The 14,672-nt window shown below is 75.4% G+C and carries 15 protein-coding genes; 8 read left to right on the forward strand and 7 right to left on the reverse strand.

What is annotated here, in order from left to right:
- From TPA0908_RS30345 to TPA0908_RS30360, 4 genes are all read right to left on the reverse strand, one after another.
- Positions 1-1,214: nitrate- and nitrite sensing domain-containing protein (locus TPA0908_RS30345; protein WP_281943829.1), on the reverse strand; the 1,214-nt coding region annotated here is incomplete at its 3' end.
- An 80-nt stretch (positions 1,215-1,294) separates the two neighbouring features.
- Positions 1,295-2,848 (reverse strand): prenyltransferase/squalene oxidase repeat-containing protein, encoded by a 1,554-nt coding sequence (locus TPA0908_RS30350; protein WP_281938651.1) that lies wholly within the window; start codon positions 2,846-2,848, stop codon positions 1,295-1,297.
- The gene (locus TPA0908_RS30355) at positions 2,845-3,720 is read right to left on the reverse strand and encodes a terpene synthase family protein (protein WP_281938649.1); all 876 of its coding nucleotides are present in this window, start codon (positions 3,718-3,720) and stop codon (positions 2,845-2,847) included. The genes TPA0908_RS30350 and TPA0908_RS30355 overlap by 4 nt, the downstream gene beginning before the upstream one ends.
- A complete protein-coding gene (locus tag TPA0908_RS30360; RefSeq protein WP_281939317.1) occupies positions 3,717-5,054 on the reverse strand; it encodes a cytochrome P450 in 1,338 nt (445 codons plus the stop codon). Before TPA0908_RS30360 ends, TPA0908_RS30355 begins: the two co-directional genes overlap by 4 nt.
- A gap of 340 nt (positions 5,055-5,394) precedes the next feature.
- On the opposite strand from TPA0908_RS30360, the gene TPA0908_RS30365 reads away from it, so the two are divergent.
- Positions 5,395-5,643, forward strand: coding sequence for a DUF2630 family protein (locus TPA0908_RS30365; protein WP_107162524.1), 249 nt, complete (start codon positions 5,395-5,397; stop codon positions 5,641-5,643).
- Positions 5,644-5,731: 88 nt separating this feature from the next.
- Here the strand turns inward: TPA0908_RS30365 and TPA0908_RS30370 are convergent, their stop codons facing one another.
- From TPA0908_RS30370 to TPA0908_RS30380, 3 genes are all read right to left on the reverse strand, one after another.
- A complete protein-coding gene (locus TPA0908_RS30370) occupies positions 5,732-6,658 on the reverse strand; it encodes a serine protein kinase RIO (RefSeq protein ID WP_107162523.1) in 927 nt (308 codons plus the stop codon).
- A 161-nt stretch (positions 6,659-6,819) separates the two neighbouring features.
- Positions 6,820-7,464: an HAD family hydrolase gene (locus TPA0908_RS30375; RefSeq protein ID WP_281938646.1), complete on the reverse strand. Its 645-nt coding sequence runs from the start codon at positions 7,462-7,464 to the stop codon at positions 6,820-6,822.
- Positions 7,465-7,520: 56 nt separating this feature from the next.
- Positions 7,521-8,351: a carbon-nitrogen hydrolase family protein gene (locus TPA0908_RS30380; RefSeq protein WP_281943831.1), complete on the reverse strand. Its 831-nt coding sequence runs from the start codon at positions 8,349-8,351 to the stop codon at positions 7,521-7,523.
- A gap of 78 nt (positions 8,352-8,429) precedes the next feature.
- On the opposite strand from TPA0908_RS30380, the gene TPA0908_RS30385 reads away from it, so the two are divergent.
- From TPA0908_RS30385 to TPA0908_RS30415, 7 genes are all read left to right on the forward strand, one after another.
- Positions 8,430-9,002: a TetR/AcrR family transcriptional regulator gene (locus TPA0908_RS30385; protein WP_281943832.1), complete on the forward strand. Its 573-nt coding sequence runs from the start codon at positions 8,430-8,432 to the stop codon at positions 9,000-9,002.
- 93 nt (positions 9,003-9,095) lie between these two features.
- Positions 9,096-10,019: a TIGR04222 domain-containing membrane protein gene (locus TPA0908_RS30390; RefSeq protein WP_281943833.1), complete on the forward strand. Its 924-nt coding sequence runs from the start codon at positions 9,096-9,098 to the stop codon at positions 10,017-10,019.
- Positions 10,016-10,834: a multinuclear nonheme iron-dependent oxidase gene (locus tag TPA0908_RS30395; RefSeq protein WP_281943834.1), complete on the forward strand. Its 819-nt coding sequence runs from the start codon at positions 10,016-10,018 to the stop codon at positions 10,832-10,834. The genes TPA0908_RS30390 and TPA0908_RS30395 overlap by 4 nt, the downstream gene beginning before the upstream one ends.
- Positions 10,831-11,277, forward strand: a complete 447-nt coding sequence (locus TPA0908_RS30400; protein WP_281943835.1) for a hypothetical protein — start codon at positions 10,831-10,833, stop codon at positions 11,275-11,277. Before TPA0908_RS30395 ends, TPA0908_RS30400 begins: the two co-directional genes overlap by 4 nt.
- A gap of 33 nt (positions 11,278-11,310) precedes the next feature.
- A complete protein-coding gene (locus TPA0908_RS30405; RefSeq protein ID WP_281943836.1) occupies positions 11,311-12,072 on the forward strand; it encodes an SDR family oxidoreductase in 762 nt (253 codons plus the stop codon).
- A gap of 69 nt (positions 12,073-12,141) precedes the next feature.
- Positions 12,142-12,762: a G/U mismatch-specific DNA glycosylase gene (gene mug / locus TPA0908_RS30410; protein WP_281943837.1), complete on the forward strand. Its 621-nt coding sequence runs from the start codon at positions 12,142-12,144 to the stop codon at positions 12,760-12,762.
- Between the two features lie 95 nt (positions 12,763-12,857).
- Positions 12,858-14,672 (forward strand): hypothetical protein (locus TPA0908_RS30415; protein ID WP_281943838.1); only part of this gene is annotated, 1,815 nt, incomplete at its 3' end.

Here is a 14,672-nt window from a genome sequence, read left to right on the forward strand (position 1 = left end):
AGCTCGGCCTGCTCGACGGCGGTGCGGACGGCGGTCTCCTGCACGGCGTTGAACGCCTTGCCGACCTGGCCGATCTCGTCGTCGCCGAACTGCAACGGCGGCGCCTCCCGGGCGACGTCCACCTCCTCGCCGTGTCCCAGCCGCTCCACCACGCTGGGCAGCCGCTCGTTGGCCAGCCGGAAGGCGGCCTCGCGCAGCCGTTCGAGCTGCCGGACCAGCGCGCGGGCCGTGGTGATCGAGACGATGACGGACGCGACGACGGCGATCAGGCCGAGACCGGCGGCGAGCACCAGCCGGACGATGACGCCGATGGCGACCGGGGTGGCCCGGGACACGATGTCCTCGCCGCCGGCGAGGATCACGCCGCGCAGGTCGGCCATCGCCCGGTCGGCGGCGGCCCGCCAGGCCGCGGCGGTGACCGGCGGGCGGACGTCCTCGCCCTTGGCCGCGAGCACCCGGTCCTGGAGCGTGCGTAGCTGCCCGAACGCCTCCCCCTCGACCATCTGCTGGTAGCGGGACCGGTCGGTCGGGGCGAGTTCCCGGGCGGTCCGGTCCGCGAGGAACCACTGGGCGCCGACCAGCCGGGCGAAGGCGGTCTGCTCGGCGACGGTCAGCCGGTTGGCCGAGACCGCGCCGGTGAGCAGCGCGTCCTGTTGGGACAGCAGCTCACGGGAGCGGTTCAGGTCGATCAGCGCCGCGGTGTCCCGGGCGATCTGGTCGTCGTCGAGACCGCCGAGCGCGTCGAAGACGGCGAAGATGCCGTCCACCGCCTCGTCGTAGGCGGCGAGCGTCGCGGTCCGGTCGATGGTCTTGCGGCCCACCTCGTCGCGGACCTGGACGAGCTGGCCGAGTTCGGCCTTCAGCTCGGCCAGCCGCTGCTCCAGCTCGTCGCTGGCCGGGACCTCGGTGCGCCAGTCCTGGACCGAGGTCCAGAGCGCGGTGGCCGCGCTGTCGGTGCGTCCACGCTGGGCCTGGAGCTCCTGCAACTGCCCGGGGTCGGACTCACCCAGGTAGCGCAGCGAGAGTCGGCGCTCGTTCTGAAGCTCCAGCAGCAGCGGGTCGCTCGGCTCGAAGACCCGCGCGTTGAGCGCCTGCACGCCGAGCAGGTTGAACCCGTCCCGTACGGTCACCCAGGCCGCGAACGCCCAGAGCGCGGTCAGCGACGCCAGCAGCGCGATGATCTTCGTACGGAGATTCGTACTGCGGGAACCCATCACACCGTCCTGGCCCGGTCTTCGGTCGGTCCGGAATCCGATCGACTCCGGCGCACGCTAGCAGCCGTCGTGAACTCCATTCAAGCGATCCTGATCATGGTGGGTGCCGGACGCGGCGACGCCCAGCCGGCACGCCCCGACGCGGCCAGTACCGCCGCGCGCACGATCCGCGTCGGGCGGTAGAGGTCCTTGTCGTGCCAGAGTGCCGGACCGCCATCGCATCCGTCCAGCTCGGACAGTCGGGCCCGGCCCCGGGCCAGCGCCGCGGCGATCCGGGGGTCCCCGGCGCGGCCCGCGCCGGTCAGCGCGAGCACCGCGTACGCGGTCTCCTCGGCGGTCCCCTGCCAGCGCCCCCACGATCCGTCCGCCCGCTGGGTGTCCAGCAGCCAGCAGACGCCCCGCTCGACGGCGGTCCGGGCCGCCCCGTCGGGCGCGTGGTCGGCCAGCGCGAGCAGCACCGCGTACGTCGCGTAGTACGCCGAGGCGTGCCAGCGGTCCTCCCACCGCCCGTCCGGCTCCTGCCGCTCGATGAGCCAGTCGGCGACCCGGCGGCGGGCCGCCGTCACGCCGGGCCGGGTCGGGTGCTCGCCGAGCGCGTCGAGCACGTGCGCGTTGGTGGTCAGCGAGGCGCCGTCCTCCCCCGGCCAGGTGCAGAAGTGCCGTCCGGTGTCGTACCCGGCGAGCGGGGCGACACCGAGCGGCCGGCCCAGTCGGGCCAGCACGTAGAGCACCACGGAGGTGGTGTCGGCGTCGGCCGGCAACCCGGGCGCGGTGGCCGCGCCGGACGCGCCGACGGCGGCGCCCAACTCGGCCAGCACCGGCTCCGGCACCCGCAGCGGGACGCCGGCCCGGATCAGGGCGGCGAGCGCCCAGGCCCGTTCGAAGACGGTGATCGGGCTGGCGCAGGGCACCGGCCCGGGCCGGCCGACCCCGCGCAGGTAGTCCAGGGCGGGGCCGGGCTCGGGCCGGCCGAGCCAGGCGGCCGTGGCGGCCGGGGAGGCGCCCACCGAGCCGCTCGCCGAGGGGCGGACACCGGCCGCCCCGGGGGCCAGCTCGCCGGTCACCTCCAGCGCGTGCGCCAGCTTCGCCGGGACCGGCCGGCCGGTGGCCAGCAGTCCGCGTACCCGGGTCAGCCGGGCCGGGTCGAGACCGGCCGGCAGGGGCAGGCGGGGCCGGTCCGCCCACCCGGCCAGCCCGGGCGGTGGGCCCGCCGGGCCGGTGAGACGCCGGTCCACGGCGGTCAGCAGCGCCGGCACGATCAGGTCGGTGGCCGGCAGGTCGGGCGGGGTGTCGCCGGGCAGCGCGGCGGCCAGGAACGCCAGGCCGCGGTGCGCGGCGGTGGTCGGCGCCGTGGCCGGCCCGGTCCGGTGCAGTTCGGTCAGCAGCGCCTCGACGGCGCTCAGCGTCGGCACCAGCGCGTAGCCGCCGGGCCCGCCCCACCCGCCGTCCGGGCGCTGCCGGTCGAGCAGCCAGGCCAACCGGGTGTCGTGGCCGGGCAGCCAGGGTGCCAGCGCGGCCAGCCGGCCGGTCTCGTAGATCGACGGCGAGGTCTGCCCCGTCGGGTCGTCGGCGAGCGCGTCGACGAGTTCCCGCGCGGGCCCGCTCCGGGTGGCCGGCTGGGCGGTGAGGCTCACCGCACGCCCCAGAAGTCGGTGTGCCGGTAGAACCCGGTGGTGAACCCGAGCTGGCGGGCCAGGAAGTCGGCCTCCCGGGGCGCCTCGTCGGCCAGCTTCGCCAGCAGCACCCGGCAGTGGTCGACCTGCTCGGCGAACCGCCGCTCGACCTCCGCCGGGTCGTCCACCAGCAGCAACGCGTTGAGGTCGCCCGACTCCGCGTCCCGGCGGTGCGTGCCGAGGTCGTTGACGAGGCGCAGCGCCCGCTGCACCTCGTCGCCGACCTCGATGAGCCGGTCCAGCGCGGCGGCGTCGGCGACCGATCCGGTGTGGATCCAGTGCGCCACGTTGACCACCGTGGCGGCGAGATTGTCCGCGTTGGCCAGGTACTCGGCGAGCGTGGGCCGGCCGGTGCGCCGCCACGTCCACTCGCGGGCCATCGCGTCCAACGTGCGTTCCATGGTGGTGCGCCAGCGTCCGCGCAGCGCGGCGTAGCCGGGCGCGGTGGCGACGTCGTCGCGCAGTTCGGCGAGGAACCGGCCGAGCGGGTCGGTCGTCGACGCGCCGTCCAGCACGTCCAGGCAGGTCCGGGCGATCCGGTCCACCTCGGCGCGGCTGGTCGCCCGCTGGTCGACCAGCCAGTCGACGGCGAAGCCCCACAACACCGCGCGGTTGGTGACCGCCAGCTCGGCGGCGGTGTGCCAGGGCGCGCTGAACGCCATCGCCGAGGCGATGCTGCCGAACAGCGTCGCGTCGAACGGGTCGTCGGGAAACAGGGCGGGGTGCGCGGCGGCCACCCGCCGCAGGCCACGCTGGCCGTGCGCGACGAGCGCGCAGATCCGGCCCTGTTCCGCCGCGGCGGTGATCGGATCCAGCGTCGGTCCGCCGGTCACGCCGGCTCCGCCCGGCCGGCCGCGAGCAACGTCAGCTCGACCCGCTCGCGGGGCCGCAGCGCCGCCGCCAGGCGCAACCAGGGCACGTCGGTGCGACGCAGCCGGAAGCGGTAGCGGCTGAGCATCGTGGCGAGGATGAGCTGGGCCTCCAGATAGAACAGGTACATGCCGAGGCACTGGTGCGGGCCGCCGCCGAACGGGAAGTGGGCGTACCGGTGGCGGTCGCGGACCCGCTCCGGCCGGAACCGCTCCGGGTCGAACTCGTCCGGCCGGTCCCAGAACTGCCGCATCCGCTGGGTGATCAGCGGGCTGACCGCCATGGTGGCGCCGGCCTCGATCGGCACGCCGTCGATGACGTCGTCGGCGACCGCGCGGCGCGGGATGATCCAGCCGATCGGGTAGAGCCGCAGCAGCTCGTCCAGCACCATCCTGGTGTAGGTGAGGTGGTCCAGGTGCTCGCGGCGTACCGGGCCGTCACCGACCACGTCGTCGATCTCCGCGTAGAGCCGCTCGGCGACCTCGGGGTGCTGGTGCAGGTGCGGCCAGGCCCAGGTGAGCACGTTGATGGTGGTCTCGGTGGTGGCGGCGAACATGGCCACGGTGTCGTTGCGGACCTGCCGCTCGTCGAGCCGCCGGCCGTCGTCGGTGCGGGCCCGCCACAGCGTGGAGATGATGTCGTCGCCGGAGTCGGCGTCGTCGCGGGTCTGCCGGACGATCGGCACCAGCACGTCGTCCACCACGCGCACCGCACGGCGGAACGCCCGGTCGCCCGGCATCGGCAGCGACAGCGGCGCGAACGGCACGACGATGCGGGGGATGACCGCGGTGGCGATGCGGTCCTGGGCGTCGATCACGCGCATCGCGTCCGGCACCGAGATGCGGTCGGCGAAGAGCACCTTCATGATCGCCCGGCTGACGATGCGGGCCTGCTCGAGGCCGATGTCGACCGGCCGCCCGGCGCGGTACGGCTCGTCCAGCTCGTCGACGGCGTCGGAGATGGCTTCGGCCATGCCGTCGATGAGCGCCTCCACCCGTTTGGCGGTGAACATCGGCTGCAACATCCGCCGGCTCGCGGACCAGACCTGCCCCTCGCCGAGGATGCCCTCGCCGAACAGCCGCTTGACCGGGCGCCAGAACAGCCCGTCGCCAGCCCGTTCGTAGTTGTCCGCCCGGTCGCGCAGCACGTGCTGCACGTGCCGGGGATGGGTGACCAGGTACGGGCGGAACGAGCCGAGGTTGAGCCGGACCAGGTCGCCACCGGTGCGGTTGCCCAGGTCGATCAGCGCGCGGGCCGGGTCCCGCAGGACGGCGGGCAGGATCTGCCGCAGCGGCACGACACGAGGCCGGCCGGTGGGCCGGGACAGGCCGGACGAATCGACCACCTGAACGCTCCCTCGGGTTGCTGAGGGTCGCTACCCCGTCTCGACCCGTGAACGTTGCTCGCGAGCATGCCATCCTGGACGTTGAAGCAAAAGACGGCAACGAGGATATTTCACTTAACAACAATCTCTTTGTCGAGAATGGAGCCGGTGGGATATGCGTCACGCCGAAAGGTTTGCGGTAAGGCCGGGCCCCCGCTCAACGCTTTCGGTATAGGTCGGAGCCCCGCTTGACACCTGCCTCTCCGGCGCGGGAACGCGGGCGCGGGCGCGTCCGCTGTGCCAAGCTTCGGGCATGGACGACAAGACCATCCTGAGCCGGATCTCCGAACTCGTGGACGAGGAGCACCGGCTGCGCGCCGGCGCACAGCAGCACGAGGCCGGCACCGACGACGAGGCCCGCGAGCGGCTCCGACACCTGGAGGAGTCCCTGGACCAGTGCTGGGACCTGCTCCGCCGTCGCCGGGCGGCCCGGCAGGCACACGGCGACCCGGACGCCCAGGGTGAGCGCCCGGTGCCGGAGGTCGAGCGCTACCTCCAGTGACCCGCGCTGCGGACGGCACCGCCGCCCGCAGCGGTACCGCCGAGCCGACGTCCCGGGCGGGACGGATCCCGCCCGGGACGCTCCCGGTTCAGCGGATCCCCGCCTCCCGCAGCAGCACCTCGGTCAGCGCCACCGGATCGGTGTCGGCGGCGGGCAGCCCCCGGGCGGTGAACCAGGCGGCCACCACGCGCACGTCGCGGGCCAGGAACTCGGCCCCCTGCGGGTTGGCCACCACGTCCACCACCTGCGGCAGGTCGATCAGGACCAGCCGGCCGGCGTGCACCAGGAGGTTGTACGGGGACAGGTCGCCGTGGGCGTACCCGGCCCGCGCCAGCACCACCAGGGCGTCGACCAACTGCTCCCACAGGTCGCGCAGCTCGTCGTCGTCCGGTCGGACCTGGGCCAGCCGGGGCGCGGCCTCGCCCGCCCCGGCGTCGCCCACGAACTCCAGCATCAGCTCGGTGCCGAGCAGTTGCACCGGGTAGGGCACGGCGATCCGCCCGGAAGCGGCGCCGATCTCCCACAGCCGGGACAGCGCGGCGAACTCGGCCGCCGCCCACTGCCCGGCGATCATCTGCCGGCCGAACGCGGTGCGCCCGGCCATCGCCCGCATCTCCCGCGACCGGCGTACCCGGCGGCCCTCCAGGTAGCCGGCGTCGCGGTGGAAGAGCCGGTGCTGGGCGTCCCGGTAGCGCTTGACCGCCAGCAGGCAGCCCCGGTCGGTGTCCGGCACCGCGCGGCGGACCAGGTGGACGTCCGCCTCCTTGCCGGTCTTGAGCATCCCCAGCTCGGTGTCCCGGGCGGCCAGCTCGGTCACCAGCCAGGCCGGGTGCGGCTCCGGGCCGTGGACGGCCTGGTCCCAGGAGGACCAGCGGTCCTCCGCGTCGGGCTCGGCGTCCGGGTCGGCGAGGGTCGGGGCCGGCCGGCCCCGCTTCAGGAAATCGGGTTCGTCGTCGTCGAAGCGGCTCTTGCCGCGGCCACGGCGCGGCTGCGCCGGGAAGTCGTGATCGCGCACTGGTGGATCTGTCCTTCGGTCGAGTCTGGTGGAGGCAGGCGGAACGACCCTGCAAAGACGGCCATGACCGACCTCCTCTCCTCGACCGGGCGACCCGGTTGCGCCCTCGCGCGGCACCATGCTCGTGGGCCGGTCCGGGCGGGGCAACCGATTTTCCCCGCTCAGCCCGCCAGCACGGCGGCCACGGCCGGGATCAGCCCGTCCTCCACCCGGGTCGGCGCGAAGCGGGGATCCGACCAACGCCGCCCCCGGTGCAGCCAGACGCTGGGCAGGCCCACCGCGGTCGCGCCGCCGATGTCCGCCTCCGGGCTGTCGCCGATCACCCACGCGCCGCGCAGCGGCAACCGGGCCCGCTGGGCGGCGAGCGCGAAGATCCGGGGGTTGGGTTTGCTGACCCCGGCCTCCTCGGAGATCACCCAGTCGGCGACGTACCGGTCCAGGCCGGTCCTGCGGATCTTGGTGTCCTGCTGGCGTTCCGCGCCGTTGGTGACCACCACCGGCACCCAGCCCGCGTCGGCGGCGATCCGCAGCGCGCAGGCCACCAGCGGGTCCAGCCGCATGTGCGCCACCACGCCGTCGTGCAGCTCCTCGACCAGGTCGATCGACGGGATGCGCAGCCCGTAGCGGTCCCGGATGGCGTCGGCCACGTCCCACCGGTTGGTCAGCCCGTCCGCGTCGACGGAGACCAGCCAGTCGAGGTCGACGGGCGGCGCGCCGATGCTCTCCAGGAAGCGTGCTCCCCAGGCGCGGAACGGCCCGTCGCGGTCCAGCAGGGTGTCGTCCAGAGCAAGCAGGAGCAACGGCACCTGAGCACCCTACGGGAACGCGCTGGGCACCGGCAGGGCCGGAGGTCCGGCCGCGGTCAGGCGACGAGCGTCGCGCGGGCGGCCCCGGCGTCGGGCAGCCGGTCGAGCAGCATGGTGTGCGCCGCGCGGGTGTCCGCCAGGACCGCCGGGTCCAGCGTCGCCACCAGCACGTCCTCCCCGGTGTCCGCGCCCCGGGCCAGCGCCCGGCCCTCCGGGTCGTAGACCGCCGCGCCACCGTTGAACCGCCAGGGCGCCACGCCGCCGACCGCGTTGGCGAAGACCACGAACATGGTGTTGTCCAGCGCGCGGGCCGCGTAGTAGAGGTCCCGACGGTGCGCCGAGCCGGCCAGGTAGCCGCTGGGGCAGAGGTAGCCGTGCGCGCCGTCGCCCGCCGCGGCCCGGCCGTGCTCCGGGAAACAGCCGTCGTAGCAGATGCCGAGGCCGAACCGCCACGTGTCGACCACCAGCGTGGCGCCGCGCCGGCCGGCGTCGAACAGCTCGCGTTCGCCGCTCCAGAGCTGCTGCTTGTCGTACGCCGCGGTGACCGTGCCGGTCGGGTCCACCACCAGCGACGAGATGGTGCGCCGCCGGTCCGGGTGGCGGACCGCCGCGCCGATCACCACGGCGGCCCCGCCGTCCCGGGCGGCGGCGCGCAGCGGGTCCAGCCGGGCGTCGTCGACCCGCCCGTCCGGGTCGGCGGTCACGTCCGTCCCGGACGGGTCCGCGCCCAGCGTCGGCGGATGGTACGCGGGCAGGAACAGCTCGGGCAGCACCACGACGCGGGCCCCGGCGGCCCGGCCGACCAGGCGGGCGGCGGCTCGCGCGTTTCCGGCGACGTCACCGGGCACCGGTTGCGCCTGCACGGCGGCGACGGTCAGCGGGGTCATCACCGGATGGTAGCCAACCCGCCTCGCAAGCCGTACGTACGGTTTGCGTCGGCCCCCGCCACCTGCGACGATCGCACCGTGCCCAGAGTAAGTCAGGACCAGCTCGACGCGCGCCGGCAGGAGATCCTCGCCGCGGCGCGGGCGTGTTTCGCCCGGCACGGCTACGAGGGCGCCACCGTGCGGCGGCTGGAGGAGGCCACCGGTCTCTCCCGAGGCGCGATCTTCCACCACTTCCGGGACAAGGACTCACTCTTCCTCGCCGTGGCCGAGGACGACGCCGCCGCCATGGTGGAGACCGTGGCCCGCAACGGCCTGGTCCAGGTGATGCGGGACCTGCTCGCCCGGGCGGTCTCCCCGGACACCACCGGCTGGCTCGGCAGCCAGCTCGAGGTCTCCCGCCGGCTGCGGACCGACCCGGCGTTCGCCAAGCGCTGGTCCGAGCGCTCGGCGGCCATCGCCGCGGCGACCCGGGAACGGCTGCTCCGCCAGCGCGAGGCCGGCGTGCTCCGCGACGACGTGCCGATCGACGTACTGGCCCAGTTCCTGGAGCTGGCCTACGACGGGCTGGTGCTGCACCTGGCGATGGGCCGGCCCGCCGGCGACCTGACCCGCGTGCTGGACCTGGTCGAGGAGGCCGTCCGCCGGCACTGACGTCTCGGTCCGGTAACTGGCCGCCCCGCGGAGATCGACACTGGCGTACCTGCTCCACAATGAGCCGCGACCCCCTCGCGACAGGAGCACAGCATGACCGTCCTCGCGGCCGACACCTGGGGCATCCCCGGCCCCGTCTTCCTGCGCTGGTATCTCGTCGCGGCCGTCGTCCTGGTCGTCGGCACGGCGGTGTACCGGTTCCGCGCGCTGGCCGGCACCCCGGTCCCGGACCACGGCTCGCTCGGCCCGCAGCAGGTCGCGTACCTCAACGGGGGCGACCAACTCGCGGTCTGGACCGCGCTCGGCGGCCTGCGCCGGGCCGGCGCGGTGGGCGTGCATCCGGACCGGCGGCTGGCCACCGGCGGGCCGCTGCCGGCCGGCCTCACCCCGCTGGACCAGGCCGTCCACCACGCGGCCAGCCAGGGCCTGCGCGCCCGGGAGCTGCCCCGCGACGAGTGGGTCCGGCGCGCCCTCGACGAACTGCGCGACGGCCTGGTCCGCCGCGGCCTGGCGCTGGACCCGGAGCGGCGCCGCACGCTGCGACGCGGGTCCACCCTGCTCGGCCTGCTGCTGGTGCTCGGCGTGGCGCGTGCCTTCTTCGGGCTGACCAACGGCCGGCCCGCCGGCTTCCTGCTCCTCACCCTGGTCCCGCTCATCGTCGCGTTCCTGCTGCTCAACCGCGTGCCGTGGCGCACCCGGGCGGCCACCGCCGCGCTGCGCGACCTGCGCCGCCGGCACACCGCGCTGCGTCCCGCCGCCGCGCCGGCGTACGCCACGTACGGCCCGTCGGCCACCGCCATGGCGGTGGCGCTGTTCGGCACCGCCACGCTCTGGACCATGGACCCGGGCTTCGCGGAGCAGGCCGAGATCCAGCGCCAGGCGATGGGTACGGCGGGCAGCTCCGGCAGCTCGTGCGGCGGTTCCTCCTCCTGCTCCGGCGGTTCCTCCTCGTGCGGCGGCGGCAGCTCCTGCGGCGGGGGTGGCGGCTGCGGGGGCGGCGGCGGGTGCGGCGGATGAGCGACCCCTCCGGCGTCGGCATCGGCTGGCGGCCCGAGATCGCCGGCTTCGTGGCCGACCTGCCAGGACTGCGCTTCGTCGAGGTGGTCGCCGAGGCGGTCGCGCCGGCCGGGCCGCTGCCCGACGGCCTGACCGAGCTGCGCGCCCGCGACGTCACCGTCGTACCCCACGGGGTGCGTCTCTCGCTCGGCGGCGCGGAACCGGTCGACCCGGCCCGGGTGGCGCACCTGGCCGCGGTGGCCACGGCGCTGGAGGCGCCGCTGGTCAGCGAGCACATCGCGTTCGTGCGGGCCGGTGGCCTGGAGGCCGGCCACCTGCTGCCGTTGCCCCGCAGCCGGGAGGCGGTGGCCGCGGTGGTGGCCAACGTCCGGCGGGCGCGGGCGGAGCTGCCGGTGCCGCTGGCGCTGGAACCGATCGCCGCGCTCTTCGACTGGCCCGACGACGAGCTGGACGAGGCCGACTTCCTCACCGAGATCCTCGACGCGACCGACGCGCTGCTGCTGCTCGACGTCGCCAACGTGCACGCCAACGCGCGCAACCGGGGCGGCGACCCGGCCGCGCTGCTGGACCGGCTGCCGCTGGAGCGGATCGCCTACGTGCACGTGGCCGGCGGGGCCGAGGCCGGCGGCTTCTACCACGACACGCACACCGATCCGGTGCCCGCCGAGGTGCTCGACCTGGTCCGGGAGCTGTGCGCCCGGCGCCGCCCGCCGGCGCTGCTGCTGGAACGCGACGGCCACTACCCGCCCGCCGCCGAACTGCGCGGCGAGCTGGACGCGCTCGCCGCCGCGTCCGGGTACCCGGTGGTCACGTGAGCGGCGACCTGGCGGCCCGGCAGGCCGAGCTGGTGGCGACGCTGGTCGCGGGTGGACCGCTGCCGCCCGGCTTCGCCGCCGCGCCGGTCGAGGCCGCCCGTCGGGCGCTGCTGCGCAAGCGCGCCGGCGACGTGGCGCGGCACTGGCCGCTGCTCGCCGCCGGCCTCGGCGCCGACTGGCCGGCGGTCTTCGTCGACTGGGCGGCCGGCCGCCCCACCAACGGCTCGCTGCGCGACGGCTGGGACCTGGCCCGCGAGCTGCGCGACCGGGGCACGCTGCCGCCGCTGGGCGCCGACGAGCTGACCGGGCGCGAGGCCGCGAACCGCTACGACGGCCGCAGCACGCCCCGACGCCGCCGCCTCCCGGCGCTCGCCCGCACCGGCGGCGCCGTCGTGGTCCAGTTCGCCGGCCGGGTACGCCTGCTGCGCCCCGCCCCGCGCTGACAGGTCCTCACCCGATGCGGCAGGATCGGGCCCATGGATCTCGGACTGGCCGACCGGGTGTACGTGCTGACCGGCGCCTCCGGCGGCCTCGGTCTCGCCACCGCCCGGCAGCTCGTCGCGGACGGCGCCCGGGTGGTGGTCTCCGCGCGGGCCCCGGAACGGGTGGCTGCCGCCGTCGAGGCGCTCGGCGGCCCGGCGCGGGCCATCGGGCTGACCGCCGACCTGGCCGACCCCGGCACTCCGGACCGCCTCGTGGCGGCGGCCCGCGAACACTTCGGCCGGCTCGACGGCGCGCTGGTCTCGGTCGGCGGGCCGCCCGGGGGCACCGCCGCCGAGGTCACCGACGCGCAGTGGCGGGAGTCGTTCGAAACGGTCTTCCTGGGCAGCGTCCGGCTCGCCCGCACGGTGGCCGGCGCGCTCACCGACGGCGGCGCGATCGCCCTGGTGCTGTCCACCTCGGTGCGCGAGCCGCTGGCCGGGCTGGGCCTCTCCAACGGTCTCCGACCGGGCCTGGCCGGGGTGGCCAAGGACCTGGCCGACGAGTACGGTCCGCGCGGCGTACGGGTGGTGAGCCTGCTGCCCGGCCGGATCATGACCGACCGCAACCGGGACCTGCTGGCCGCCTCCGGCGACGCCGACCGGGCCCGCGCCGCGGTGGAGGCGGCGATCCCGCTGGGCCGCATCGCCGAGCCCGCCGAGTTCGGCCGGGTGGCCGCGTTCCTGCTCTCCCCCGCCGCGAGCTACGTCACCGGGGTCACCGTGCCGGTCGACGGCGGTGCGCTGCGTGGCCTGTGACGGCACGTCGACGACCTCGCGGGCCAGTGCCGGCGCGGTGACGTGCCCGCGTCCCGGGACGACACGTCGATGAACGACCGACGCCGCCCCGCCGGCGGGCGACCCGAACCCGCGACCGGTCCCGCCGCGCCCGCCCGGCGTCACCCGCGACCCAGCCGGGAGCAGCTCGCCGCGGCGGCCGACCGGCTGCTGCCCGACGTGATCGGGCCCGGTCTGGACGTGCTCTTCGTCGGCATCAACCCGGGCCTGTGGTCGGCGGCCACCGGCTGGCACTTCGCCCGCCCGGGCAACCGGTTCTGGCCGGCGCTGCACCGTGGCGGGTTCACCCCGCGCCTGTGGCACCCCAGTGAGCAGGACGAGCTGCCCGCGCTGGGGTTGGGCATCACGAACATGGTGGCCCGGGCCAGCGCGCGCGCCGACGAGCTGACCGCCGCGGAACTGGTCGAGGGCGCGCGCGTGCTCCGCGACAAGGTCGAGCGCCACCGACCGCGCTGGGTGGCGGTGGTCGGGGTGACCGCGTACCGGATCGGTTTCGCCCGGCCGAAGGCCGGGTTCGGGCCGCAACCGGAGCCGCTCGGCCCGGCGCGGCTCTGGGTGCTGCCCAACCCGAGCGGGCTGAACGCGCACTTCACGCCGGAGACGCTCGGCGCCGCGTTCGGTGAGCTGCGCGCGGCGGTCACCGGCGGATAGCGCCTTCCGGCGCCGCCGCGCGCCGCCGGTCCGACGATGACGCACCGCGACGGCGGGACCGCACGGCGTAGAGGCTTCCTGCGATAATCGCGGCCATGCATGGGTGGGCGTCGGCCGGGCCGTGGGACGTGATCGAGCGGAGCATCGCCACCGGTGTCCCGCCCTTCGTGCTGTCCGTCGTCGGGGTGCTCGTCGCGCTGACCGCGGTGCTGTCCGCGCGGTTCCCGCGGAAGTCGGCCCGACCGCTCGACGACCTGGCCGACGACCTGGCGGCGGCGATGCGGAAACGAAGCGGCCAGGAGGTCGTCGAACGGGACCTGACCGCGCCCCTGCCGATCACCTGGCACCGCGCCTCCGCGCCGATCGGCGCCTCGGCGCGGCACGCCCTGACCGGCCCGTTCGAGCCGCTCCCCGGGGCGGAACGCGTCACCGGCCAGGAGCTGGCCGAGGGCACGCACAAGCAGCTCTACGCGCTCTACGCCGGTCTGCCCTCCGGCCGGCTGATCATCGCCGGTCCACCCGGCGCCGGCAAGAGCACCGCGGCCGTCCTCCTGTACCGGGACGCGCTGGCGGCGCGCGAGCAGGCCGGCCCGGAGCACCGGTCCCGCATGCCGGTGCCGATCCTGGTCAGCCCGCGCGGCTGGGACGCGATCACCACGCCGTTCGCGACCTGGATCGCCGACCGGATCGCCGAGGTTCCCGGCCTCACCGCCAAGGACGCGGCACGGCTCGTCGCCGGCCACCGGATCGCCGTGCTCGTCGACGGCCTGGACGAGATCGGCGAGGGTCTGCGCCCCGTCGTCCTGCGGGAGCTGAGCCGACAGGCCAACCTCCGGCTGGTGCTGCTCAGTCGGATCGACGAGTTGACCGGCGCCGTCCGACGGCATCCACTGATCGGCGCGGCGGGCGTCGAGCTGCGGCCCGTCGACGAGGAGGTCGCGGTCGACTACCTCCTGAGCCGGCTCGCCGATCCGCCGCCGCCGGCCTGGCAGAGGGTCACCGACCGGCTCCGGCAGGGGCCGGCCGGCCCGCTCACCGGCCCGCTCAAGAACCCGTTCCTGCTCACCCTGCTCCGGGACGCGTACGAGCCGCTCGACCCGGTGGACGAACTTCTGGACCGTCGACGGTTCCGCAAGGCCAGCCAGGTCGAGCGCCACCTGCTCGACCGGGCGCTGGCCACGGCGTACGCCTCCGGCCCGGACCGGCCACCGTCGCGTTACTCGCTGCGCACCGCCCAACGGACGCTCGGCTTCCTCGCCCATCACCTCGGTCGCACCGGCGCCGACGGCCTGAAGTGGTGGAACATGCCGCCGACGGGTCCGTCACCTCCCCTCCCTGCGCTGCTTTTCGCCCTGGCGGTCTGGTACACGACCGCGATCCCGATCAGCCTGCTGCTCGGCCTGTCGTACCGGCTCGCCGAAGGGCGGGAGATCACCAGCGGGTTGCCAGTGGGTCTGCTCATGGCTTTCTTGTCCACCTTCATCGTGATCCGGGAACGGAAACCGATGCCCAGACGGGTGCCCCGGCGCTGGTGGCGAGCGATGTTCGTGCCACGCCGGATGCTGGTCACCCTTCCCCTCGGGTTCGGGTTGATCCTGCCGCTGACACTGCTCGGCTCCGCCCTCCCCGGCATCGGCGGGTGGCTGCTCACCGGGCTGGCGGCCTGGCTCACGATCGAGCTCGGCGGGTCTCTGTTCGCCGCCGCGCAGCCCGACGACTACGCGCTCGATCCCCGGCGGTCGTGGCGGGACGACGCGGCGGCGAGCACGATGCTGGCGGCCACCGCGGCGACGGCGGCGTTCGTGGGCGGCACCGGCTTCGGCATGCACTTCGACGTGAGCCTGCCCCGGGTCCTGGCGATCGGCGTGCTGGGCGCGCTCGCCAGCGCCGTCTGGCTCTGGTCGGTCTCC

Origin of the sequence: Micromonospora sp. AKA38, from assembly GCF_027925725.1 — a bacterium.
GTDB lineage: Bacteria > Actinomycetota > Actinomycetes > Mycobacteriales > Micromonosporaceae > Micromonospora.

What these genes read in the sequence shown, in the direction of transcription:
- TPA0908_RS30365 (WP_107162524.1), top strand. Translation starts at nt 5,395, where the DNA reads ATGGACGACAAGACCATCCTGAGCCGGATCTCCGAACTCGTGGACGAG.
- TPA0908_RS30380 (WP_281943831.1), bottom strand. Translation starts at nt 8,351, where the DNA reads ATGACCCCGCTGACCGTCGCCGCCGTGCAGGCGCAACCGGTGCCCGGT.
- TPA0908_RS30390 (WP_281943833.1), top strand. Translation starts at nt 9,096, where the DNA reads ATGACCGTCCTCGCGGCCGACACCTGGGGCATCCCCGGCCCCGTCTTC.
- TPA0908_RS30395 (WP_281943834.1), top strand. Translation starts at nt 10,016, where the DNA reads ATGAGCGACCCCTCCGGCGTCGGCATCGGCTGGCGGCCCGAGATCGCC.
- TPA0908_RS30405 (WP_281943836.1), top strand. Translation starts at nt 11,311, where the DNA reads ATGGATCTCGGACTGGCCGACCGGGTGTACGTGCTGACCGGCGCCTCC.
- mug (WP_281943837.1), top strand. Translation starts at nt 12,142, where the DNA reads ATGAACGACCGACGCCGCCCCGCCGGCGGGCGACCCGAACCCGCGACC.